General features: G+C 61.3%; 17 protein-coding genes and 1 pseudogene. 8 read left to right on the top strand and 10 right to left on the bottom strand.

The genetic code is table 11. The features are described 5' to 3' along the window. Positions 1-369: 369 nt before the first annotated feature. Positions 370-5,793, top strand: coding sequence for a beta strand repeat-containing protein (locus ACQY8M_RS37695; RefSeq protein ID WP_428667601.1), 5,424 nt, complete (start codon positions 370-372; stop codon positions 5,791-5,793). Between the two features lie 92 nt (positions 5,794-5,885). Here ACQY8M_RS37695 and ACQY8M_RS37690 read toward each other — a convergent pair. Further along, positions 5,886-6,365 (bottom strand): annotated as a pseudogene (locus ACQY8M_RS37690) (type I-C CRISPR-associated protein Cas8c/Csd1). 737 nt (positions 6,366-7,102) lie between these two features. Between ACQY8M_RS37690 and ACQY8M_RS37685 the strand changes: the two are divergent. The 3 genes from ACQY8M_RS37685 (at position 7,103) to ACQY8M_RS37675 (ending at position 8,859) form a co-directional block, all read left to right on the top strand. After that, the gene (locus tag ACQY8M_RS37685) at positions 7,103-7,240 is read left to right on the top strand and encodes a hypothetical protein (RefSeq protein WP_428667599.1); all 138 of its coding nucleotides are present in this window, start codon (positions 7,103-7,105) and stop codon (positions 7,238-7,240) included. Positions 7,241-7,631: 391 nt separating this feature from the next. Then, complete coding sequence (locus ACQY8M_RS37680) at positions 7,632-8,378, top strand: response regulator transcription factor (protein WP_428667597.1); 747 nt, start codon at positions 7,632-7,634, stop codon at positions 8,376-8,378. 127 nt (positions 8,379-8,505) lie between these two features. Next, positions 8,506-8,859, top strand: coding sequence for a S1/P1 nuclease (locus ACQY8M_RS37675; RefSeq protein ID WP_428667595.1), 354 nt, complete (start codon positions 8,506-8,508; stop codon positions 8,857-8,859). Between the two features lie 908 nt (positions 8,860-9,767). Here the strand turns inward: ACQY8M_RS37675 and ACQY8M_RS37670 are convergent. Then, complete coding sequence (locus ACQY8M_RS37670; protein ID WP_428667593.1) at positions 9,768-10,403, bottom strand: SOS response-associated peptidase family protein; 636 nt, start codon at positions 10,401-10,403, stop codon at positions 9,768-9,770. A gap of 241 nt (positions 10,404-10,644) precedes the next feature. Here ACQY8M_RS37670 and ACQY8M_RS37665 point away from each other — a divergent pair, with 241 nt between their 5' ends. Together ACQY8M_RS37665 and ACQY8M_RS37660 are read left to right on the top strand one after the other, a co-directional pair. Further along, entirely contained in the window at positions 10,645-11,025 is a 381-nt protein-coding gene (locus ACQY8M_RS37665) for a hypothetical protein (protein ID WP_428667591.1), read from the top strand. Positions 11,026-11,050: 25 nt separating this feature from the next. Next, positions 11,051-14,293 (top strand): error-prone DNA polymerase, encoded by a 3,243-nt coding sequence (locus ACQY8M_RS37660; RefSeq protein WP_428667589.1) that lies wholly within the window; start codon positions 11,051-11,053, stop codon positions 14,291-14,293. 978 nt (positions 14,294-15,271) lie between these two features. On the opposite strand, the gene ACQY8M_RS37655 is transcribed toward ACQY8M_RS37660, so the two are convergent. The 3 genes from ACQY8M_RS37655 to ACQY8M_RS37645 all read right to left on the bottom strand — a co-directional run bounded on the left by ACQY8M_RS37655 (position 15,272) and on the right by ACQY8M_RS37645 (position 19,249). Next, positions 15,272-15,844, bottom strand: coding sequence for a hypothetical protein (locus ACQY8M_RS37655; RefSeq protein WP_428667587.1), 573 nt, complete (start codon positions 15,842-15,844; stop codon positions 15,272-15,274). A 211-nt stretch (positions 15,845-16,055) separates the two neighbouring features. Beyond that, positions 16,056-16,274 carry a hypothetical protein gene (locus ACQY8M_RS37650; protein WP_428667585.1) on the bottom strand — a complete coding sequence of 73 codons (219 nt, stop codon included), beginning with the start codon at positions 16,272-16,274 and terminating at the stop codon, positions 16,056-16,058. 674 nt (positions 16,275-16,948) lie between these two features. After that, positions 16,949-19,249 (bottom strand): AAA family ATPase, encoded by a 2,301-nt coding sequence (locus ACQY8M_RS37645; RefSeq protein ID WP_428667583.1) that lies wholly within the window; start codon positions 19,247-19,249, stop codon positions 16,949-16,951. Positions 19,250-20,016: 767 nt separating this feature from the next. Here ACQY8M_RS37645 and ACQY8M_RS37640 point away from each other — a divergent pair. Continuing rightward, positions 20,017-20,220: a hypothetical protein gene (locus ACQY8M_RS37640; protein ID WP_428667581.1), complete on the top strand. Its 204-nt coding sequence runs from the start codon at positions 20,017-20,019 to the stop codon at positions 20,218-20,220. Between the two features lie 46 nt (positions 20,221-20,266). Here the strand turns inward: ACQY8M_RS37640 and ACQY8M_RS37635 are convergent, their stop codons facing one another. After that, positions 20,267-20,434 (bottom strand): hypothetical protein, encoded by a 168-nt coding sequence (locus ACQY8M_RS37635; protein WP_428667579.1) that lies wholly within the window; start codon positions 20,432-20,434, stop codon positions 20,267-20,269. A 167-nt stretch (positions 20,435-20,601) separates the two neighbouring features. After that, complete coding sequence (locus ACQY8M_RS37630; protein WP_428667577.1) at positions 20,602-20,952, bottom strand: Hsp20/alpha crystallin family protein; 351 nt, start codon at positions 20,950-20,952, stop codon at positions 20,602-20,604. A 521-nt stretch (positions 20,953-21,473) separates the two neighbouring features. On the opposite strand from ACQY8M_RS37630, the gene ACQY8M_RS37625 reads away from it, so the two are divergent. Further along, complete coding sequence (locus ACQY8M_RS37625; protein ID WP_428667575.1) at positions 21,474-21,986, top strand: DedA family protein; 513 nt, start codon at positions 21,474-21,476, stop codon at positions 21,984-21,986. Here ACQY8M_RS37625 and ACQY8M_RS37620 read toward each other — a convergent pair. From ACQY8M_RS37620 to ACQY8M_RS37610, 3 genes are read right to left on the bottom strand one after another with little or no spacing between them, the layout of a single operon-like run. After that, entirely contained in the window at positions 21,983-22,345 is a 363-nt protein-coding gene (locus ACQY8M_RS37620) for an enoyl-CoA hydratase-related protein (RefSeq protein ID WP_428667573.1), read from the bottom strand. The two genes, ACQY8M_RS37625 and ACQY8M_RS37620, sit on opposite strands and share 4 nt — an antisense overlap. After that, entirely contained in the window at positions 22,338-23,009 is a 672-nt protein-coding gene (locus tag ACQY8M_RS37615) for a glutathione S-transferase family protein (RefSeq protein WP_428667571.1), read from the bottom strand. The genes ACQY8M_RS37620 and ACQY8M_RS37615 overlap by 8 nt, the downstream gene beginning before the upstream one ends. Position 23,010: 1 nt before the next feature. Continuing rightward, entirely contained in the window at positions 23,011-23,754 is a 744-nt protein-coding gene (locus tag ACQY8M_RS37610; protein ID WP_428667569.1) for an SDR family NAD(P)-dependent oxidoreductase, read from the bottom strand. Between the last annotated feature and the right edge of the window lie 80 nt (positions 23,755-23,834).

Below are 23,834 nucleotides of genomic sequence, written 5' to 3'. Positions count from 1 at the left end.
TGCGTCCGAACGGCGCCAGGGCGCCGTCATTCCCGGCGGCCCCAGCCCCCGCCAAGGCGCTGGCGACGCTTCAACGTATGATTCCGACAATGATTCCGACAATTCTTGACGAATATCCTCATGCAACGGACGATCATCATCGCTGCCGCGACTTATTCAGACCTTCCTTAACCCCCCTGCCAGTGGATAGCCCGTAAGTAGTACCACTACATCAAAGCTGTGCTTATCATTTTCAAAACCAACGCAATTCGGCATTGTCTTTGGAAATGGGCTGAAGGATCTCAGCAAGACTTCATGTGTTCTTTCGGCATTCCTGCGAGATTAGACCAAGGAAAACGGTAGCGCTGCCTTATTGGGGGGAACTTTGTCATGGCTACGATCGAATTCGCGAGCAGCAGTGTAGATGTTCCTAAGGAAGCTCTAAAGAACGCGTTTTATAATCTGACGGACTCGCAAGGTTTCTACATTGTGCTTGAGAGAATTTCGACATTGCAGCGCCAACGAGGATCCACATTCTCAGTGGAGATTGTCGATGACATTCCGGGAACAGATGCACACGGAGTTGTTACTCGCTATTATCGGAGTACCGGCAATGCTGAAATTCTCATCGAAAAGAACGCATTCGATGGAGACTTTTACTACTATGGTAACGGCGCCGGTACGCATGCAATGTCTTTAGAGCGTTACCTGGCTGAAGAAGTTTTTCATGTCTACCAGGGTTTGACTAGCTCGCACCTGTCCGACACCGAAGCTGAAATTGAAGCTCAAGATTTCGCAAATAAAGTTATGGCAGAAATACATGGAGTGACTAACGAGCCGGTGGCCGACATCCCGGCAGATCCTATGATCAATCCTAATACACATCCCGGTTCTGGGCTTAGTCCCGTTGTCAAAAACGTTTCCCCCTACGATCCTGCAGTTCTTGACTGGCTCGAGCCGCACGCTGGTGGAGACGACAATGACGGAGAAACGACCGAGACCTATGCTGATGAAACGGAAGCCAAGGTCGGGGAGGCAGAAAACAATGGTTCTCCGCTAGTGCTTGACTTGGACGATGACGGCGTCGAATTGCTTAACCTTAATAGCGGCGACGCAATATACTGGGATATTGATAATGATGGTTTCGCGGAGGCAAGCGGGTGGGTTAGTTCAGATGATGGTTTGCTAGCCATCGATCTCAACCAGGACGGAGTTGTAAACAACTCGAGTGAGGTATTTGGCGACCAGACAGGATACGCAAATGGATTTCTTGCCTTAGCCGCTTATGACTCCAATGAAGACGGAAAGATTAGTGAGCAAGATGCGGTCTGGGATAATTTGCGTGTTTGGACAGATGATAACGGAGACGGAAACTCACAAGGCGCCGAACTTCACACTCTAGATGGTCTGTTAATTACAGAGATCGGTCTGGCGTATACCAATGTTAATACCACAATCGCAGGCAACTCTATAAAGCAAAAAAGCACCTTTGTAATTGACGGTAACGTTCATGATATCGTAGATGCATACTTCAATTACAGCGACTTAAATACAGTTTATAGCGGCGATCAATCTGTGGGTCTTAATGCAGCCTTCCTGCCAACGCTGCGTGGTTACGGACGTTTAGCTTCACTTCACATTGCGATGTCTGACGACAATAATAACCAGAATCCGCAGAGTCTAATATCGTTGATCTCCAATCTTGACGCACGGGTCTTTAGTGACGTTTTTTCGGACGATGCATCGATATTTAGCACTAGCAAAGCCATTATGTTGCGCTGGGCGAAGGTTGACAGCGTGTCTTCCACTTCTCGCGGAAATTATATCGACGCGCAGGAGTTAGAGTTTCTCGAAAAGTTCACAGGGCGGGATTTTCTGCAACGAGGCTGGATGACCGATCCTGGCAGTCTTGCTGCCGAGCAATTGAAAGAGGCGTTTCACATCGCGCAGAGCAACATCGCGGCTCGTCTCATGGCCCAGGGTGCGGGCGGGGATTTATTCACAGGCAGTTTTCGTTACGATCTCTCTACGGACAAGTTCTTGGGCGTGACCGGCATCGATGCCGGCGCGCTAGCCGATCTCGTCACGCTCGCTGGGAGCGCCAGCGATCTTGAAGCTTTCTGGCAAAATGTGGTGCGTATGATTGAATTCACGGTCGGCGTTTCTAGCCTATCGGCAGAAGATCAGGCCGATCTGGAAGATGCGATAAACGGCAGCAATCCAACCTTGCATCTGAATGACGTGGTCGATTCTTTAGACTACGACGCTCCGACAGGTATGAATTTGAGCGGTACCGCTTCCGGCGATACATTAACCGGTGACTCCGGTAACGATCGCATAGTCTCCGGCTACGGCAATGATGTGTTGAACGGCGGCATTGGGGACGACTATCTTGCTGGCCAAGGGGATAGCGACATACTGAACGGCGGCACGGGCGGGGACTATCTGCTCGGCGGCTTCGGGGTTGATGTCTACGAGTATAACCTCGGCGATGGCGGAGACACTATCGTTGAAGACGGTACTGGGACCGGGAATACGAGCGACAGGATACTGTTCGGCGTCGGGATCGATCTGGGAGATCTGACCTTTACACGGGCCGCCAACAACAGAGATCTTGTTATCGATATAGACACGGGCTCTCAAACCGGCAGCATTATCATTGAGGACCAATTCAACTACTCGGCCGGCGGTGGGTCGGTTGAACTATTGGACTTCAACGGCGCTTCGACCTACGCGCTTACCACCCGAGCGTGGACGATGCATGGGACGGTCGGCGCTGACGATCTCAGAGGTGTAACATCCGGCGGGCTCGATACCGACACCATCTACGGTGAAGGCGGCGACGATGAAATCGGCGGCGGCAACGGAGCGGACACGCTCCTCGGCGGAGACGGCAACGACGATATCACTGGCGATGCCGGCAACGACATTCTGTACGGCGATGAGGGCGACGATACGCTTGATGGCGGCGCCAGCGACGACGCGATGTACGGAGGTTCCGGCAACGACCATATGAGGGGCGGACCTGGAAACGACACCTACTATTTTGTCGGCGGAAAGGATTCGATCGACGACAGCAGCGGCGCGGATACAATTCGCCTCGATGCTGCGTGGAACGGTATCGCGCCTCAATACCTGCGTATCGGCTCCAGCCTGCGTGTGTACTTCGATGCCGAAAACTGCATTGATATTGACAATTACTACAGCGCATCTCGCGCGGTTGAAACCTTGGCGTACGCCGACGCAACGACCGTAAACCTGACCACTGTCAGCTATGTCGCCCAAGGAACGAGCGGCAATGATACGCTCACAGGCAACGCCTTCGCGAACGCCATGTACGGCGAGGCCGGTGACGACTCGATGTACGGCGGTGACGGGACCGATACCATGTATGGCGGTGACGGCAATGACTCCATGCAAGGCCAAAATCAAAACGACTTCGTATACGGCGGTGCCGGTAGCGATACTCTCTACGGTAACGCTGGAGATGACTATCTTGAAGGCGGTGCCGGTGACGACTACATGCAAGGTGGTACGAACAATGACACCTTTAAGTATGCAAGCGGCATAGACCGCATTTACGATCAGTCTGGCACCGATGTGCTGCAGATCGTGGCAGGATATGATCTTTCGGACGCAGCAATTGTCCGCAGGATAGATGGTCCGACTGGCGCCTACGATTTACGCGTCGAGTTCAGCTCCACCAACTATGTCTGGATTGAGGAATACTTCACCGGGACGACTTATAACGTTGAAAGCCTCGTCTTTGCAGATGCCACTGCCGTCACGCTAAATGCGCTTGCCTATACCTTATACGGGTCCGCCGCGGCAGATACGGCTTACGGTGTCTCGGCTGGCGGGATCTCCAATGATACAATGTATGGCCTAGGCGGTAACGATAACCTCGACGGAGGTACGGGCGACGATTACCTGTATGGCGGTGAGGGTGATGACAAGCTATTGGGCGGAGCGGGTAACGATACCATTAATGGAGGCGCTGGAAGCGACACACTCAATGGCGGCACCAACATCGACACTTTGACCTATTCCGATGCGGCAGCGGCTATCACCGTCAGCCTGGGTGTAACGATCGCCCAGAACACCGGCGGCGCCGGAACCGACACCGTATCGGCCTTTGAGAATTTGACGGGCTCAGCATTCAACGATGCCCTCACGGGCGATGGCAATGCGAACGTCATCCAGGGCGGCAGTAGCGACGACACGATCGAGGGCGGGGCTGGTAACGACACGTTGGATGGCGGAGCTGGCACGGGCGATACCCTCAAATGTGCAAGTGCGACTTCTGCCATTACTGTCAGTCTTGCGGTGGCCACCGCTCAAGTAACCGGCGGCGCCGGGACCGATACGGTATCGAACTTCGAGAACGTCACCGGTTCCGCCTACAACGACGTACTGACGGGTAATGTCAGCAACAATGTCATGGACGGCGGAACTGGCGCGGACACGATGACGGGCGGCGCCGGGAACGATACCTACTATGTCGATAACGCGAGCGATACCGTCATCGAGACGAGCGGTGCAGGCACCGATCTTGTCTACAGCTCGGGCAGCTTCAACCTCTCCGGCCAGTACATCGAGAACCTGACCCTGACCGGCAGCGGCAACACCGACGCCACCGGGAACTCGCTGGACAATGTTCTGACCGGCAATTCGGGGAACAATGTCTTGAACGGCGGCACCGGCGCGGACACGATGACAGGCGGCGCTGGCGACGACACCTACTATGTAAACAGCGCAGCCGATACCGTCATCGAGACGAGCGGCGCAGGAACCGATCTTGTCCACAGCTCGGTCAGCTTCAATCTGTCGGGCCAGTACATCGAGAATCTGACCTTGACCGGCAGCGGGAACACCAATGCCACCGGAAACTCATTAGCCAACACGCTGACCGGCAATTCGGGCAACAATGTCCTGAACGGCGGGACCGGCGCGGATACGATGGCCGGCGGCGCGGGCGACGACACCTACTATGTCAATGCCACCAGCGACTCCGTGATCGAGGTGGCCAACTCGGGAACCGACCAGATCTTCAGCTCGGTCAGTTACAGCCTGTCGGGCCAGCATATCGAGAACCTGACCTTGACCGGCAGCGGGAACACCAACGTCGCGGGCAACTCGCTGGCCAACATCCTCGTCGGCAATTCGGGCAACAACGTCCTGAACGGATCGACCGGCGCGGACACGATGACGGGCGGCGCGGGCAACGACACCTACGTGGTGGACAACGCTGGCGACACGGTGGTGGAGGCCTCGGGCAGCGCGGGCGGGACGGACCTGGTGCAGAGCTCGGTCAGCTTCAGCCTGTCCGGTCATTACATCGAGAACCTGACCCTGACCGCCAGCGGGAACACCAACGCCACCGGCAACTCGCTGGCAAACACGTTGACCGGCAGTTCGGGCAACAATGCCCTGAATGGCGGAACCGGCAACGATGTCCTGAACGGCGGGGCTGGTGCGGACGTGCTGACGGGCGGCAGTGGCCAGGACACATTCGTGTTCGACTCCGCGCTGACCGGCAACATCGATACGGTCGCGGACTTCAGCGCGGCGAACGATACGATCCGGCTCGACCAGAGCATCTTCACCGCCATCACCACGCTCGGCACGCTCTCCGCCGCGGCGTTCTTCGCGGGCCCGGCCGCGCACGACGCGGACGATCGCATCGTCTACAACGCGGTGACCGGGAACCTCTTCTACGACAGCGACGGCACTGGAGCGAACGCCGCTGTGCAGTTCGCCCAGCTCAACGGCACGCCGACCATCAGCAACGCCGACTTCCACGTGATGGCCTGATAGCCGCCGGCGGCTCTTGCGTGGGCAAGCATTGATACTCTGTCCGCGCAAGCAAGGCACTCAGTGTCGACGGACAGCACTCGGTTGCAGGCTCACCGGTCGTCGACGAAGGCACTCTGCGCTTGCCATAGTCGGGCCAGATTGAAGGTCAAGCAATGCTCCGCGCAGCCGCTTGGCAGCAGGAGAGGAAAGAGACTGGCTGGCGTGGCGGAAGCGGCGCCGAAGTAGCGGTCGCGGATGGTGGCGTTGACCTTGCCCAGCGCCATGCGCTAGGCGATCTCCAGCGCGGCGAACATCCTGCCGAGTTGATAGGCGGCGTCGGGATACTCGGGATCGAGGCTCACGGGCGTTTGCTCCTTCTCGTGTTTCAGGCGATAGTCTCGCGCGAGCACAGCGCGAATGGCCGTCGCGTGCCAGCCGGTAGCGGGATCGTCCCCGGCGCGCAGGCGTATAAGCGCGGCGACCAACAGGGTTCGCGGATATCGACCGCCGCCCAGCACCGCGCGCATGATCTCTCCCGCCAGCAGCGGCGGGATGTTGTGGAACTTCTCCTGCAGAGCGGTTGTCTTCACCAGGAGGCGGGAAACAGATGGCGGACTGGCCCGCCAGGGCTTCGGGGGCGTGGATCGAAACAAGGTAAAGATGGGACCGACGACGTGCGCGGCAGGTCGCCCCTTCACGGGGGCGTGGATCGAAACATCACGGGCTTTTCAGGTGCGCGTTTCTCCGGCGATCCGCACGGCGCTCTCCGTGCGTGGAGCACTCACCAGTCCACTGCGTCGCGAGTCCGCAATCGCATAATCTGAATGCGGCCCCGTGTAATGAATCGTGCTATCAAGAGCGTATGCTCGGCGCTGCTGGAGGTAGCCGCCAGGCTGAAGCCGCGAGACATGCTACGCGGGCCGCTTGGCGGTGCCGACGCGAGCGGCAGCCCCGTAGAGGCGCCACCGTGGGCGACATAGCGTCAGGCGAGGCCTGCAGCCCGGCTGCCGGCGTCGCTCAAGGCCTAGCTGCCGGCCGGTGCCGGCTACCCCTGGGTACGGCTCGAACGTCGAGCTCAAATCGCCGTAACCAGCCCAAACAATTTTGCGCCACACTGGAAGTTCGGGACATCAGCCACTTTCGCTGCATGTTCCTCGCGCACGACGTGCCCGCCAGCCCTCTGGGCTTTGCTGACGGCACGTTCGGCCAGCGCAGCCATTCGCAGGCGAGGCGTGTCAGGAGCGGCCAATGAGGGTAACTCCAACGGGTCATGTCAGAGCACGTCAAACCCCCACTATAGGGTGTCTGGCGCTGAGCGGAACCACCTATGCTCGAGGACGAAATTGTTGCCCTTCAAAACGACCGCATTGCAGCCCTTGATATGGTCGTCGGGGTCATGGCGAAGGTAATCGACGCGACCGGCAATAACGTCTTGAATGTGCTCACGCGGTCGACCGTCGATTGACCGATCTCGAGGTTGCTGCTCAGTTATTCGGCGCCGCTGGCGGTGCTTCGCAGCGGTCATTGCTGTTGGCCAGGGAGATTCTCGACGAGGCGCCGCGCCACTCAAAACCGGCAGTTCCGAGCGGCATCTAATCGCCAGGGCGGCAGAGACGGCACTACCACGTGCGAGGTATTGAAACCCTGTCGACCGCGCAGAGAGCGCAAGATCAGACTCTTCCCGCAGCTAGGCCGCGAACCGACACCGCGTTCCGCGCGAACCCGATACACGGCCTCCGTCCGCACCGTCAGCCGGCGGACTCAAAAATATCACAAATTGTTGAGTAGTTAACTCATGTTAATTTCCCGCCGGTAGTACCCTTCTATGTTCGCCCTGCAAATTGTTGGGGTGTGGGATGAAACAGGGTAGCACTACGGTTGTCATTGAGCCGCGCTCGCTGGTTCGCGAGGCGTTGATTTCGCTGCTGACCGGCCATTCATATCAGGTAGTTGGCAACTTCGGCTCAACAGCCGGTATGGACAAGTCGTTGCCGGCACCCGGGCTTGTCGTCCTTGGTGCGCTGCCAGTCGAAGAGGCAGCCAGCGCCGCAGGCAGCATCCGCGCGCGGTGGGCGAAAGCCAAGATCGTCCTGCTCTTTGAGCGCGCGTCGGCGGCCGATATACAGAAACTCCTGGCGTCAGAGATTGACGGATGCATTCCGCTCTCTGCATCGCCCGATGCGCTCATCGGCACTCTCCAGCAAATTACTCAGTCGGGACACAGGATTGTGGTTCTGCAGACCGGGCCCCTGGCGATCGCGCGCTCGACCGGAGGACAAGAAAAGTTCGACGAGCCCGCTGTGGCCCACAACTATGCGGCACCGGCCGACGTCGCGCAGAACGGCCCTATCGACCGTAAGACTTCCGTTTCAATCGTTCACGGCCTATCCCAGCGCGAGGAACAAGTTCTCAAGAGCGTTGTGAGGGGTCATTCAAACAAGATGATCGCGCGTACGTGCGGCGTTACCGACTCGACGATCAAGGTCCACATGAAGTCGATCCTGCGGAAGATCCGAGTGGAGAATCGGACGCAGGCCGCCATCTGGGCTCTCGAGCGCGGTTACGGAGTGGAATCCACGCAGCAAGTGAAGGCGGCAGCCTGAACGAGTTGGGACTTTACCCTGGGCATTACGCTTGATACCGAGGCGCCGCTTTATTGAACGGGAATCGAAGAAGGTGCTACTCGACCCTGGTCGCTCCCTGACCTCGATCAGCAGTTGGGCGGACGACGTGCGCGACGATCGGCGGGAAACGTACAATTGGCACTTCGTGGACCTGGTGCTGGCGGAGGACCGATACGATGCCGCAAAGCACTGCTCCGCCTCAGAGAGGGGCGACTGCATCGTCGCAGAGCTGGAGCAGCTGAAGACCGAGCTGCGGTGCGCGCCGACAGATGACCGCAAGCGTGACGTGCTACGCCATGCCGTCCACTTCGTCGGCGACATTCACCTGCCGCTGCACACGGTGGGCAAGGGCAGGGGTGGCAATGATATCGCGGTCGAGGTTCGGCTTGCTGTCGCCAAGACGTGCCGCGGCGGGCCGTGCCCGATCATGGCCTATCGGTCGACCTTCCATCGACGTTGATCAAGGCCACGACCTGGAGCAGGTGCGCATACGTTGACCGGCTTGAGGATGGATGGCTGGCGTCCCCGGAGGCGAAGGGCGTCGATGGTGGCAGGCCGACCGAATGGGCGGAGGAGACGCACCGAGCGGCGCGCTCCGTGTGGGAGCTGCTGCCGGAAAGCCGAGTCGTCGACGAAGGCTTTCACGCCAAGGTCCTGCCGACTCTCGACCGGCAGCTCGGGCTTGCGGGGCTGCGGCTAGCGCGGTTTCTGAATAACGTACAAGCGCCGGGGCAGTGCCAACCCCGTTGATGCCTCTGGCAAGGCTAACACCAAGGGAAAGTCGACAGCGGCGGCCAAGCAGAAAGGCCGGTCGCTTGGGGAACGACCGGCCTTCCTTGGGAGCCCGACCGGATGTTGAAGCCTTGGGGTGTGGGAAGGAGGCTTCGACGAAGCGGCTTGGGGAGCCGCCGGCAGGACCATCTACTGTCGATTGTAGCGACGCCGATCGAGCAGCGCCTATGACAAAACTGAGGCATTCCACGGGCCGCGAGCGCGACGTACAGGTGCCGGGCAGTGCACGGCGCGATTGTGACAAATAATCAACGAGCCGGAAAAGGCAGGTCAATCGTTAAAGGCCCAATAATAGGTGTCTCGGGACCAGAGTTGCGCGGACTCTGACTGCGTGCGCATCAACAAGAACGGAGAATGCAATGGTCTCGTGGTATTGGCTGCTTGCCGCTTTCATGTTGGGCGGCAGCTTCGGCTTTCTCACTCTCGGGGTGGCGATCGGGAGTGGCCGACGCGGTCATTTCAACCATGCTTACTCTCGTGCGGCCGATTTGAAGACGGCCGCGCTAGTCGGCGCCGCCGTCGCGGCGCTCGCATCCCGCGCGATGATCCGCCCTCCGGTCAATCGGCTGCCCGCGTCTACGCGGCCTTCTTCTCAGGCGGCCGCATCACGACGGCCTTATTCGGCGCTGGCCGCTGCATTGCCAGCGCGTCCTCGAGGGAGCTGCCGCTTAGCCACTGGCTGATGGCCTCCGGCGTCATCAGCATGACCGGCATTGCCTTCTCGTGGACGGGGTGAACGATGCCGTTCGGCTCCGTCGTCATGATCGAATAGAGCATGTGATCGCCGACGTTCGGCGCCTTCTTCGTCCCTCGATCGCCGGTCCACGGCCGCCAGATCCCAGCGAAGAAGAAGGGCGGCTTGTCGGCGCGTTCGAACCACCGCCACTCGACGGCGCCCTTGGGCGTGTTCTTGTCGGGCTCTGAGAAGGCTGTGGCCGGCACGATGCAGCGGCGCTCGCGGTCGAGCCGCTTGCGCCACTGGCTAGCCTTGAGGGTGCGGAAGTTCGTGCCGTAGCCGGCGCCTGGCTTGAAGGGCGGGAAGCCCCACAACATATCCTTGCGCACGACGTGCTGGCCGTCCTGGCGGACGACTACCGGCGCGCGCCGGTTGGGGTAGACGTCCTTAATCGGCTCGTTCTGCCCGCGCTGGCGCTCTTCCCATTCGGTCCACGTCGTGCCGATGAGCTGGAAATGCAGCTTGAGCGCGCGCATTTCAGCGCCGGTCATCTTCCATGTGTAGAGATTGCACATGGCCGGAGCGTAGCGCGCCGTGCGGTCGTGGCGCCATATGATCAGACGGCCGGCGACAGCGGAGGGAACTTACCCCACATCTTGCGGACACTACCGCGCCCGAGGCCCGATTGGAGCCAAAATGCGCCTCTTCAATGTTCTTGTATTGTTCTTATGCCCATACTCGGTCTAGGAATCGCGCTTCCCGACTAAAGAGGAAAACATGAGCAAGCCCGAAACCGACGCCACCGTCGCTGCCTCGGACTGGAGGTCGGCGTTGGCCTATCCCGAGCTGCAGGAGGTTACCTATCTCCGGCGAGCCCTGGAGATTGCCGAGCAAGATGGCTTCGGCCTCAACCGCGCGGACATGCAGCGTGTCGAGGCGATGTGGTCGATCGAAAGTGGAGACTGGATCGCGCTGGGCTTCGTGCTGGCGCTGCAAGATGGCCGACGGGCCTACCTGGATTACCACTACGACTTCGCAGAAGACGAGGAGGAGGTCGACGTGCAGCCTATGGGAGGCGAGCGCCGTCCCGCGATCAAGAGCGGCGGCATCGAATGGAGTGACGAGGTCGGCGAGCTGAATCGATTGCTGATGTCCTGACCCTGCCTCGCAGGAAGCCGGATCGATGGATTACGCCGAACTTCACGTTACGACTAACTACAGCTTCCTGCGCGGCGGCTCGCATCCGGGCGAGCTGGTCTACCAGGCGGCGAACCTTGCCCACTACGCCATCGGCATCGCCGACCGCAATACGCTGGCCGGCGTCGTGCGCGCCTACGCGGCGGTCGGTGATTATTACGAAGAGACAGGCATCCCGAAGGAACGCTGGATCAAGCTGCTGGTCGGCGCACGGCTCGAAACCCGCGACGGCTACTCGCTGCTCGCCTACCCGATGAACGTTGAGGGCTACAAGCGGCTGTCCCTTCTCCTGAGCCAGGGCAATCGCGAGGCGGCGAAGGGCGAGTGCGATCTGACCTTCAAGGACCTTGCCGAATACACGGAAGACTTGCTGGCCATCGTCCTGCCGCCGCGGCAGATCCACGACCCGGCCTTCCACGACAGGCTGCACCGGCTCGCCGCCTTATACCCTGGCGGCTGCTATCTCGCCGGCACCATGCTGTTCCGCGGCGACGACGCACGACGACTCAACGCCCTCGACGCGCTCGCGGCGCAAACCGGCATACGTCTAGTTGCTACGAACGACGTGCACTACCACACGCCTGAGCGCCGGGCGCTGCAGGACGTAGTCACTGCCGTCCGCCTCAGATGCACGGTCGAGGAGCTGGGCTTCGCATCGGCAGAGAGGCATTTGAAGCCTGCCGACGAGATGCATCGGCCGTTCCGCGAGCATCCGCAGGCGATCGAGCGCATCCGGGAGGTCGTCGACCGCTGCCAATTCAGTCTCGACCAGCTGCGCTACCAGTATCCCGTCGAATACGAGGGCGGCGAGACGCCGATGCAGAAGCTCGAGCGTCTGACCTGGAGAGGGGCGGGAAAGCGCTACCCGGGAGGCGTGCCCGACACGGTCGCCGGCACGATCCGGCATGAGTTCGACCTGATCGAGCGCAAGAAAATCGCGCCCTACTTCCTGACAGTCCACGAGATTGTCGCGCAGGCGCGCGAGATGGGCATCCTCTGCCAAGGGCGCGGCTCGGCGGCCAATTCTGCCGTCTGCTACTGCCTCGGCATTACCGAGGTCGACCCCGACAAGAACGACGTGCTTTTCGAGCGCTTCCTGTCGAACGAACGGGACGAGCCGCCCGACATTGACGTCGATTTCGAGCACGAACGGCGCGAGGACATCATTCAGTGGATTTACCGGACCAAAGGGCGGACCCGCGCCGCCCTGGCCGCCACAGTGATTGCCTATCGCAGCCGGAGTGCCATCCGCGACGTAGGCAAGGCGCTCGGCCTGTCGCCCGACACGTTGAGCGTGATGGCCAACACCGTTTGGGGCAGCGGCGGAAGCGGCATCAACCTGGAGCACGTCGGCGAGGCCGGAATGGATGCCACCGATCCGCGGCTTGCCCTCGCGCTCGAATTGTCGGCCGCGCTGATCGGCTTTCCGCGCCACCTGTCGCAGCACGTCGGCGGCTTCGTGCTGACCGCCGGCCGACTCGACGAACTGGTGCCAATCCAAAACGCTGCCATGCCAGATCGCACCGTCATCGAATGGGACAAGGACGACCTCGACGCGCTCAATATCTACAAGGTCGACGTGCTGGCGCTCGGCATGCTGACGGCACTGCGCAGAAGCTTTGAGTTGATCAAGCATCACTACGGCGAAGACCGCGGGCTCGACATGCCGACGGACGACGACAAGGTCTACGAGATGCTGTGCAATGCCGACTCGGTCGGCGTGTTCCAGGTCGAGAGCCGGGCGCAGATGTCGATGCTGCCGCGTCTCAAGCCGCGCCGGTACTACGACCTGGTCGTCGAGGTAGCGATTGTCCGGCCGGGACCAATCCAGGGCGGCATGGTGCATCCCTACCTTCGCAACCGGGAGATCCCGGAGGACAAGCTCGTCTATCCCAGCCCCAAGCTGGAGAAGATCCTGCGACGGACGCGCGGCGTGCCGTTATTCCAGGAACAGGCCATGCAGATCGCGATCGAACTCGCCGGCTTCCTTCCAGCCAAGGCCGACAAGCTGCGGCGCGCCATGGCGACCTTTCGGCGATCGGGCACCATCCACAAGCTGCGGGACGACTTCATCAACGGCATGCTGGGCAACCACTATGAGCGGGAGTTCGCCGAGCGATGCTTCCGGCAGATCGAGGGCTTCGGCGAGTACGGCTTCCCCGAGAGCCACGCCGCCAGCTTCGCCATCCTCGTCTACGCCTCGTCCTGGGTTAAATGGTACCACCCCGAGGTTTTTGCCGCGGCGCTGCTCAACTCTCAGCCGATGGGCTTCTATGCGCCGGCGCAGCTCGTGCGCGACGCACGGGAGCACGGCGTCGAGGTCCGACCGCCCGACGTGAATGCGAGCGATTGGGATTGCACGCTGGAGAAGCGTGAGGACTATCGCTGCGCGCTGCGTCTCGGCTTCCGACAGGTGACCGGCCTGCGGGAAGCCGACCTCAAGCGCATGGTCGAGAGGCGCACCACGCCCTATCGCGATTCGGCGGACCTGTGGCGGCGCGGCGGGCTGAACAGGCGTCAGATCCTCGCGCTGGCGCGCGCTGACGCCTTCGCCTCGCTGGGCATGACACGCCGCGATGTCCTGTGGGCGGTGCGGGCCTTCTCTGAGGCATCCCTGCCGCTCTTCGTTGCACGGCCGGTGAAGGACCTGGAGCCTTCAGTGAGCCTGCCCAAGTTGACGCTGGGTGAGCAGGTGGTCGACGACCTCTCGACCATCTCCATGTCGCTGCGCGCCCATCCGCTGCAATTGCTACGACCGACGCTGACTGAGCGGGGAATGAAGCATTCCCACGCACTACGCGAGGCGCGCAACGGCGACCGATTCGGCATGGCGGGGCTCGTGATGATCAGGCAGCGACCCGGTACCGCCTCGGGCGTGGTGTTCGTCACGCTGGAGGACGAGTTCGGGATCGCCAACCTGGTCGTCTGGCCCTCGGTACTCGAGACCTATCGCCGGATCGTCATGGGCGCGCGGATGATGGGCGCCAAGGGCACCGTGCAGCGCGAGGGGATCGTGATTCACCTCGTAGTCCAGCAGCTGTGGGACTGGTCGGCGGACCTCGACCGCATCGCCAACTTGGACGGCCACTTCGAATTGCGCACCGGCCGGGGCGATCAGGCCCGTTCCTCGACACCGGACCCGCGCGACGGGCCACAGTCTGACTACGACCGCGGCCGGGTCGTCCTCGAGCGACCGGCCATCAGGATCGCCTCACGTGACTTCCACTAGGGGCCGGGCTGACCCGTGGCCGGGCCCAATCCTCACGAGCTGCACTCGTTTAGGGAACTGCGGGCCGTCATGGGCCGCGCGTACGTCATGTGTGAGCCCTGCCGGAGGTTTGTCGCGGTAGGAACCTGGCTCGACAGTCTGGACTCCCGTGTCGTGACCTTCAGCTGCTCGACGTGCGGCAGGCCCGGGAAGCTCACCTTCGACGATCCGGGCAAGGCAGGCCTCCAACGCGATCTGCGGGGCCAATCCGGCACGACACCCGGAGGTCGCCGGCCACCTGCAGCGTATGCAGGACCTGGCCAATCCCTTTGGCCGTCGCCCGACTGTCGTTCGCGAGATGATGCCCCAGAGCGAGCGCACGAAATTCGTCCCGGAGCCGCGCTATCGGCTGAGGCCAACTCCCTTCGTCACGTACGCCGAGCCGCCGGCGCTCGGCTTGGTGCTCGAGGTGTGGTGCTCGACTTGCAAGAGTAGCCGGGCGGTGGCCATCGGCGACGGATGGGCCGGCTCACGCTTCGGCCGCCTCCGGTTCACTTGCAGCGCGGCGCGCCATGACGGCGTGATCTGCGGCGGATTCGGCCATCCGCAAATCGTGCCTTTGGCGCCGATCGAGCGCGGGGCGCCGTTCGTCAGCCTCAACTGCCCGCGGTGCGTGCCGCCATGGAGCGCGAGCCCTGTCGAACTCGATCGACCGCCCTGGAGCGCTGCGCCGATCGACACCGTGACGGAGCGTTATCGGTGTCCGGCATGCGGGGGCCAGGTGCGGGCAACCCTCCACGGGCTCGCAGCGTGGCGGCGGGACCGAGAGCCGATAGTGCCCCTCAGGTCGGCGAACTGAAAATCGCGCTGTGCGTTCGGAGCATCTCCGTCGGGAACACCGAGACCCGGCGACCGAGATGGAACCCAAACGCCGCAAGGCTGCTCAATGCAGCTCGCTTAGTGCCGATGGCCGCCTAGCACAACATCCCGCAGACAGGACTACTTCATCTTGCGGCACAGAAACAATGCTACGTAGGGAGGATACAGGTCTATCTGCTTAGGCGACACGTTTCCTCCAGTGAAGTAGGTTCCAGAGGCCGGTTTAGCAAAGGCAATCCCAGTTGGATGGGTCCTAGAGTACTCTCCACCGTGATTGCTGTTGATATAGCTAAGATAGATCTGCGGCATATGTTCTGCTCCGAGGACTACGCTCGCTTCGCCACCTTGAATTCGATAGTTAAAGCGAGCGTCCTTCTGGTCTACGCCGGCAATCACCTTCTTTCCAAACCCTGCGTCTTGCCACGCGTCGCCCAATCTCTGACAACCTGCGTGGTCATCGAGCGCAACAATAGTTCCAACAGGCAATTTTTCATTTTCCACCGGCTTTGAAACTGCCACCATGAGTGCAACCATACCGAGAATAAGAGACGCCACTGAGAGGCTAAAGGAAACTCGAGATGATGTTTGTTCTTTCCAAATCTGCTTTGCGCGTAAAAACAACCAAGTAGCGACACCAACGGCGCCGGCGCTGGCAACTGCGGTTGCGACTGCACTCAAATCGATGGCCAGCATATCCCTCTCCCCGTCGATTTCCCGAATCTAGTGTAGGGGAGCAACCATTCGCAACCAGTTTTCGAAGGCGGCTACACCATGAGCTTCCGGTCCAGGGTGCGCCTCGTACCGGGCCAGCGTATCCAGCTTGTCCCCTTCAGAGACTCGCCGAACGCCTGTTCGTTAATAAGCGACCGGTTCGTCAATTAGGTCCGGCACCCGTCACCGCGAGTTAGTTCCGGCTGGGAGCCGGCAGCATCTGCGCCCGCAGCGCAGTCAACCGCTTGATGATCTCGTCGACCGTCTCGGCGTCGAAGTCGAGGTGGATACGCAGCGGCTCCGGAATGCCGGCGATCGGCAACGATGGCAACTGCAGGCGAACCGTCTCGCGGTCATCGGATAGCGTCCACATCCGCTCGGGCAGCACGTCGGCAAGTATGTCGTCGCTCACGCTTTTCGCATCTCCAATCGCCGTCCGTCGTCGGTCAGGCACACGCCATGCCCGCCCTCGACGACAAGCCAGCCATTGGCCGCAGCTTCGGCCCCGTCCCATGACAACCGGAGCCGTTTGGCGACGCTGTCAATCATCCGCCAACGCTGGGGGTGACAGTCGCTGAGATCCCCAAGTGCCTGGCAGAAGCGCCGGGCGCGATCGGTCGACAGCTTCCGGGGGAGTTTCATAGGCGCGGCATCAATTGCAGTTCCATACGTGGCCCCTCACGAACTGCCGGACTCAATGCGCAAGATGGCGAGTCGTTGCACCGCGATAACCCCCGCCATCTACACTCTGAACGAGGCCGCCCAGCTCAACGACACAGATCCCAAGGCCTGGCTGACCGCTGTTGTTGGCGCGCCTGCACGATCATCCCGCCAAGCGCATCGCTGAGCTGATGCCCTGGAACTGGGAGCCACAATAACAACCACAACGAGCCGCCGCCTAGGCTCCTCGATCAGATCTAGTTCACGACATCAACCAGCGATCCCGCGGCCTTCGCCGGCCGCGCACTATGCGCGGAAGCATGCTCCAGATTTCCTTATAGAAGAGCCACACCGCCACCACTGTCGCTATAGGCCACCCAAGCGATACTAGAGATTGCACGAAGGGGGCGATGAACTGGTGGAGGTTCATGCGGCGTTGGCCGGGATCTCGGTCAGCGCACCAGTGAGTTCGAGCACCTTACCGACGAAGCCGCTCAGCTCGGTCGTGTGTAGAGGCTCGGTGTCGGGGTTCTTCCCTTCGCCGTGCATGTATTTCCGGGTGTAGGTGTTGACGTCTTCGATGTCGGCGTACGCCTCGACGAGGACAGGCGGCGACTGCGCGTCTCGCACCTTGTCCAGCATGTTGCCAAGGCCCTTCACGTTCGCGAGGAGCTGGGGAGCCATACGCCGCATGTGCGTCTCGACCACCGGACGGAGCTTTTGAACCACGTCGCGCGGCTTGCCTTCGTTGTAGAGATAGTAGCTCAGCAAAACACGCCGATTCGCGGCATCCTCGGTCTCGGTGTCTGTCTCGATGGGCCACTCGGAGATCACGGTGTCCTTGTGGCCAAACGGAATCAGCCAGAGCGCTTTACGGTCACCCGTCGGCAGCGGCAGGTCCCAGAGGTCTCGCAGGAAGTGGCGGTCATGGGACATGACGATCACCTGCGCGACCGAGTCACCGCACCGCCGGATTTCGGTGACCGTGCAGGTTCGTCGAAAATGGTCCTGGCTGTTGAACGGGTCGTCGAGGACCACGACGGTATCACCCTTGGCCGGGTCGGCTTCGACCTCGGCTAGGAAGAAGGCGAGTGCCAGCGTGCTGCGGTCGCCAGCCGAGAGCGTGTTCTTGAAGCTGGGCTCGCTCAGCGGCGTATCGCTGTTGCCCATCTCGACTTGGACCTCGTTAATCAGCACGCAGAACGTCGAATTCGCCACCCTGCCGGAGTACTCGACGCGCACGCGATCGAGCTGGAAACCGGCATTGAAGCGCTTGAGGAACTTGTTGATGCCCTTCCGGTAGTTCTCGCAGACCGTCGCGCTATAGGTCTCAAGGCGCGTCCGGGCCTCGCCCTTCTTCTTGTCCAAGGCGTCCTTCTCGGCGTTGAGCGTCGTGTACTGGCTGCAGGCCTCAGCCACGGCTGCCTCATGCCGCTTCTTGGTCAGCTCGAGCCAACGCAGCTCGTTCTGCGAAGACTGGAGCTTGGTCGGGTTCGCGTCTTTCTTGAAAGCCTCGATCTTCGCATTAGCGTTGGTCACCGCCTGGTCGTACGCGGTGCCCGCTGCCGCCAACTCGGCAAGCGCGGTGTAGGCATTCTCGTACTCTTCGGATATTTTGACGACTTCCAGCAGTGCGGCAGCCTTCCTCTCAAGCAGGGCGAGCATCTCCGTCCGGAAGTTCGTCAGCAGCTCGGCCGGATCGAGGTCCGCCGGGGTGGCTGGCGCGTCGAAGACGACGTAGCGCTTCCATACTTCGGTGCTGGCCTCGTTCGACTGAATTCGGGTCTGCACGAGCGTGATGCGGTCGTCAGAGTAATACTTCGCCGGCAGCTGTTGGTACTGCTGCAGCTCCGTGCGAAACGACGTGTACGCATCGTTGAAGTAAGACTGGTAGGCCTTGATCAGGGCCAAGCCGTCTGCCGGCTGGCCGCAGAAGGGGCATTCCTTGGTCAGATGCGGCAGACCGCCTGCAATCCACTCCTCGTTGCCCAGCATGCCATGCGCCTTCAGATGCGCCTGTACGGCCGCTTCCGCCGCGCGCGACACATCCTTCAGAGTGCGGCCCAAGATCTCCGCCAGACGCGTGGGCATCGGAGGGAACTTCAGCTCCTCCAACAGCTTCTGCGAGCGCAGTTTGTCGATGTCTTTCAGCCCCTCGACTTCCTTCCGTTTTGCTTCGATCTTGTCGTCAATCTCGGCGTCTTCGTTGAGGCCGATTAAGGTATCCACCTGGTTCGCCTGCACGTGGGTGGTCAGGACGCGCCGCGCGTCACGAATGGCGTTGTTCTTCTCGGTGATGGCGGTGTCGAGGTCGTGGTATTCCTTCGCGATCGCAACGCCCTCTTTGCCCAGGATCACGTTGCAGAGGTTCCGGCGCTGGTCAGTACCGATTGCATCGCCCAGATAGATGTTCTCGGCGACGTACTGTGCATCGAAGATGCGCAGGTGCTCCTGCGCCCGGTTCCAAGTGCCATTCCGGAAAAGCGCGGTGCCGGTGCCGAGCGTCAGGACGACGTTCGGCTCACGTTCATCCCCGAGTGTCTTGCGCCCGGCGATGATATCGGCGTCGTCGGTCTGGAGAGAACGGAGGATTGAGCACAGAGTCGTCTTGCCTCGCCCGTTCTCCCCGAACAGGAGGGTGAATTTCTTGAACGTCGCGTCACCTTCCGCAGCGCAGTTGCGGAAGCGTCCGACGGACGCGATGTGCTTCACTTGCTTGATGAACATCGCCCGCTCACCTTGGCCCACCGAGCCGCGGAACTTAGCCTCCCAGCCGCGCCGTGTTGACTCCGGTGTTGGGGGTTCTGTTTTTGTTCTTAACGATTTGCGCAGGGACAGTTCATGGCTCGGTTGACAGCTCGGTCGAAGTACACTCGCTGGGTCTCTGGTCGCGTCGTCGTTTGCTAACACTGGCCTTCGTCGGCTGGGCGACGTCCGACCTGTTGGCTGTGTGGGATGCAGCTGTGGGACGGCTGTCCGCTAAGGCGCGTCTATCGCCTTTTAACGCTTTGTTAACAGAGAGTTAAATGGCGGACCCGGCGAGATTCGAACTCACGACCTCTGCCTTCGGAGGGCAGCGCTCATCAATCGAATTGTGGTTCGGTAAAGGTGGTTGCGGGCCCCCGCAACCAATTCCGGCATTATTCACTCACCGTCCCGATCTAGCCATCGGGGCGGTGTTAGTGTTTTAGAAAAGTTCCCCAACCTCGCGAGCTCGGTTCCCGCAAAAGGGCGAAAATTGCGCCGCGCGGCCAGCTGCGCCTTGCGGTAGATCAACGGCCAGTGATCTGTCGAGCATCGCGCGCGAGATAGCGAGCTATGGCGCGACGGCGATCGTTCGAGGGTCGGACGCCTCGCCATGCGCAGGATGGTCGGCCATGCGCTCACCATCGCAGATCAGCCTACGTAATGCCCCTTAGTTGGGCCGATCTACGTGTCTCTGTAGAAACGATCGTCCCATCTCGAAACGGCGACGGCGCCATGAATGCCGCCCCATGGTCATGGCAGAAATGCGCATCAATTTCCTGTTCAAATGTCCGCACCTCGGGTTGCTGGTCCAAGGCAGCGTCACCGAATCGGTGCTCCCTCCGGAAGGGTTGTTCCTGCCCTACGAGTGTCCGGCCTGCGGCACCATTCATTTCGTGGATCCCAGAAAGTCGGAGGGTCCACAAATCCCGCCGCAGCCGAACTCGGGCTGACGCGGAGGCCCAGAGGCCAAGCCGGGTCGCCTTCCAACGCAAATCTTCAGTGGCGGATCTCTTCTTCCGTGGCCACAGGCACTGGCCGGGGCGCCCACTCTGCAATCGCTACGATCAGCAGCGCGGCAATCAGGATGGAAAAAAGGCTGAACAGCCAGCCACGCAAGTTGCCGTCGTCTGCGCGGCCGAGCCACTTCGGGGCTGGCATCGACATGGTCGCCTCCCGGGATTGTTCTGGTGTCTTGCGCCTCCGCGATAAGGGCGAGGCCTGTCATCTCCTTCAGGCCGCAGCCTTGACTTCGATCGTCTTCGCCGGCCTGCATGCTTCCTGTGTCGTCGGGAGCGTGACCGTCAGAACCCAGTCTTCATTCTGGCCTCGATCTATGCACGATCGACACCTTCCGGCAGCGGGAAGCTGCGCTCGAACGAGCCGAACTCACGTTCGCGCAGATAATAGTCCTTTTGTTTCTCTTCCTCATCGGATTCGCGCTCGCCCCTGATTGACAGTGAGCCGTTCGCGACCTTGACCTCGATGTTCTTCTCGTCGAAGCCGGGCACGTCGGCGGTGAGCTCGTAGACCTTGTCCTTCTCCACGATGTCGACGGCAAGGCTCATGCCCGTCATCGGTCGCCAGAAGAATGGATCCTCGAAAGGACCACGGCCCGACCGCCACAGGCCCGCAATGCCGAAGTCCTCGAACAGCCGGTCGACCTCGTGGCTAAGGACTTCCATCGGATGCCCCATGGCGGTGAACGGGGACTTGCACCTCTCCTCCACTTTTCAGGAATCTCGATCGCGTCGGCCATGGCAAGTCTCCCATGTTCACACTTTAGCTTTTCGCCGCGAAGATCTGCCTGCGCGTTGCCCCAGATCAATTCTCTGCAACTTCGTGGACGGCAGAGTACACACCCTGCATGAACGCACCGCCGCACAGAGGGCAGCGTGGTCGGCGTCCGGCGTTCACGTCGTGGAAGACCGGATCAAGGGCGGGTAGACCACCGAGGCAAATGCGCGAACGATCGAACCAACCGGTCCCGTATGCCACGCTGGAGGCCTTGGCGTCGGCGATTCGCGCCGATCTGTCTCCACAGGTGCATCGACTCAATTTTGACGCCTTCACCAGCGCGTGGCAGCAGTACGCTGACTTCGCAGATCGCGAAGCGTTCTGTCACCGTCTGGCCCGATCGGCAGTCCGACTTCACCGACTTATTGGTGATAGCAGTATTTCTCTCGCACTGGAGTGAGAGCTCGCGATGCAGTCTATAGCTGAATTTCTAATCCACTATCCGGCAGCATCGGTGGCTGCGGCGTTCTTCGTCGCATTCTGCGAATCGTTCGTCCTTGTGAGCTTTGTCTTTCCGGGCAGCACGCTGCTGTTCGCGATCGGCATCATGGGCGCTGCGGCAGCGGTACCGCTCGGTGGCATCCTCGCCGCGGCTGTGCTCGGCGCGATCGCAGGTCAGGCCAGCTCATTCTGGCTGGGGCGATCTGTCCGGCGCTCGCCCGGCCGGGTGTGGCCCTTCAATCGCAACCCAGAACTTATTGGCGACGCCCGGTCGCTGTTTCAAGAATGTGGCATCGGCGGCGTCTTTGCGTCGCGCTTCCTGGCGCCATTGAGGGCTGTCGTTCCTTTCGTTGCCGGCATGTTCGGGATGAGTGCCGGTCGATTCTGGCTCATGAATGTCGCCTCGGCATTGATCTGGACGCCGGGTGTGCTGTTGAGCGGCGCACTGACATTCGTCGTGGTGAAGCTCATTGCTGCCTAGACGGATCTCAATTCGTAAATGGACGCTGACTCGCGGCGCTCGATGAACGAGCGGATGCCCTCCTTGGCATCCCCGGTTTCCATCACCGCGGCGTGGATCGACGGGATGGCGGCGACCGCCGTCGCCTCGCCGGCCTGGATGTACTTGAGGGCTGCCTCCTTCATCGCCCGCAGTCCGATCAGTGCGTTGCGCGCGATGCGCCGGGCGATCTCGAGGGCGCGCTCGATCTGCCGGCCGGCCGGCACCACCTCCTGGACCAGGCCGATCTGCAACGCGCGCCCGGGGTCGAATTCGTCGCGAAGCATGAGGCGGTCGGTCTTCTCGGTCCGGATGGTGTCGGACGGCGTGCTGTCAGCCATGATCCTTGCCTGCAGTCGGGGGTAGGGGAAGGTTGGCCCGAAGCGCCGCCTGATAGGCGGGGCGCTCGGCGATACGGGTGGCGTAGTCGCGGCACACCGGCGGTACCGGCACGCGGTAGTTGATCGCCCAGACCAGGCAGGTCGTGAGCAGCATGTCGGCGCTGGTGAAGCGGTCTCCGATCAGGTACTGGCGGCCATCGCCGAGCGCCTGCACGGTATGGCGGAGCTGCGTCCCGAAATACTGGCTGGCGCTTTCGACGGCGACCGGTGCGTCACCGTAGATGTGCTTGAGGTCGCGGTGACGACGCATGACGTAGAGGCTGGTGGCGTCGAGCTCCATGGCGATGTGGAAACACCACTCCAGCCATGTCGCGCGCAGCCGCGGATCGCGCGGGATCAGCCTGTTGTCGTCGGTGCCGTAGGTGTCGGAGAGATAGGCAATGATGGCCGGGCTCTCGGCGATGGTGAAGTCGCCGTCCTGCAGGACGGGGATCTTCTGGCGCGGATTGATCCGCGTGAACTCGTTGGTCTTGGTCTCGCCGGTCCGTGGCAGGATGCGATGACCCTCGTAGTCGAGCGAAAGCTCGTGCAGGGCCCACACGGCGCGCAGGGTGCGAGTGGTGCTGACGCCCCACAGCTGCAGGCGTGGTTTCGCGTCGGCCATGTCACCACCTCTCGATCGAGGTGCGGAGATCGAGCTCGTGGGTCCAGCCCCAGGTCGGCTGAGTGTGCAGCATCCAGTAGGCATCGGCGATCGCCTCCGTCCGGATCAGCGTGTTGGTTGGCAGCGAGTCGACGGCGTCGCCGATCCGCGCCCGCATGCGCTTGCGGATGGCATTGCTGTCGACGCCGCCGTCGACCAGCAGGTGAGCGACGTGGATGTTCCCGGGGCCGAGCTCGCGTGCCATCGATTGCGCGACAGCACGCAAACCGAACTTCGCCGAGGCGAAGGCGGCAAAGCCCGAACCGCCGCGGACGCTGGCCGTGGCGCCCGTGAACAGGATGGTGCCGCGCCCGCGGGGCACCATGTAGCGCGCCGCCTCGCGGCCGGTGAGGAAGCCGCCGTAGCAGGCCAGCTCCCAGGCCTTGCGGAAAAGGCTTTCGCTCGTGTCCAGGAGCGGCGTGTTGACGTTCGAGCCAGCGTTGTAGAGACAGGCGTCGATCGGTCCGACCTCGCCTTCGATCTTCGCAAACAGGTCCTGGATGCTGCCTTCCTGGCGCGCATCGACGCTGAACGCACGCAGGCTGCCGCCGCGGGCCGCGACCTCGTCGATCAGCGCTCTGGCCTTGCCGGCGTCGCGTCGCGCCACGCAGACTTGCATTCCGCCGGCTGCAAAGCGGCGGGCCACGGCCGCGCCGATGGCGTCGCCGGCGCCGACGAGCAGGGCGACTGGCCCGCTGGCGGTCATGTGCGCTCCTCTCCTGTGACGCAGATTTCGACGGAACTCTATGGTCCGTTCGAAAATAACACTGATAGTCTCGACTGGTT

Source organism: Reyranella sp. (assembly GCF_965279465.1).
In the GTDB taxonomy this organism is placed as follows: Bacteria; Pseudomonadota; Alphaproteobacteria; order Reyranellales; family Reyranellaceae; genus Reyranella.
This window is presented reverse-complemented; position numbering and strand designations above follow the sequence as displayed.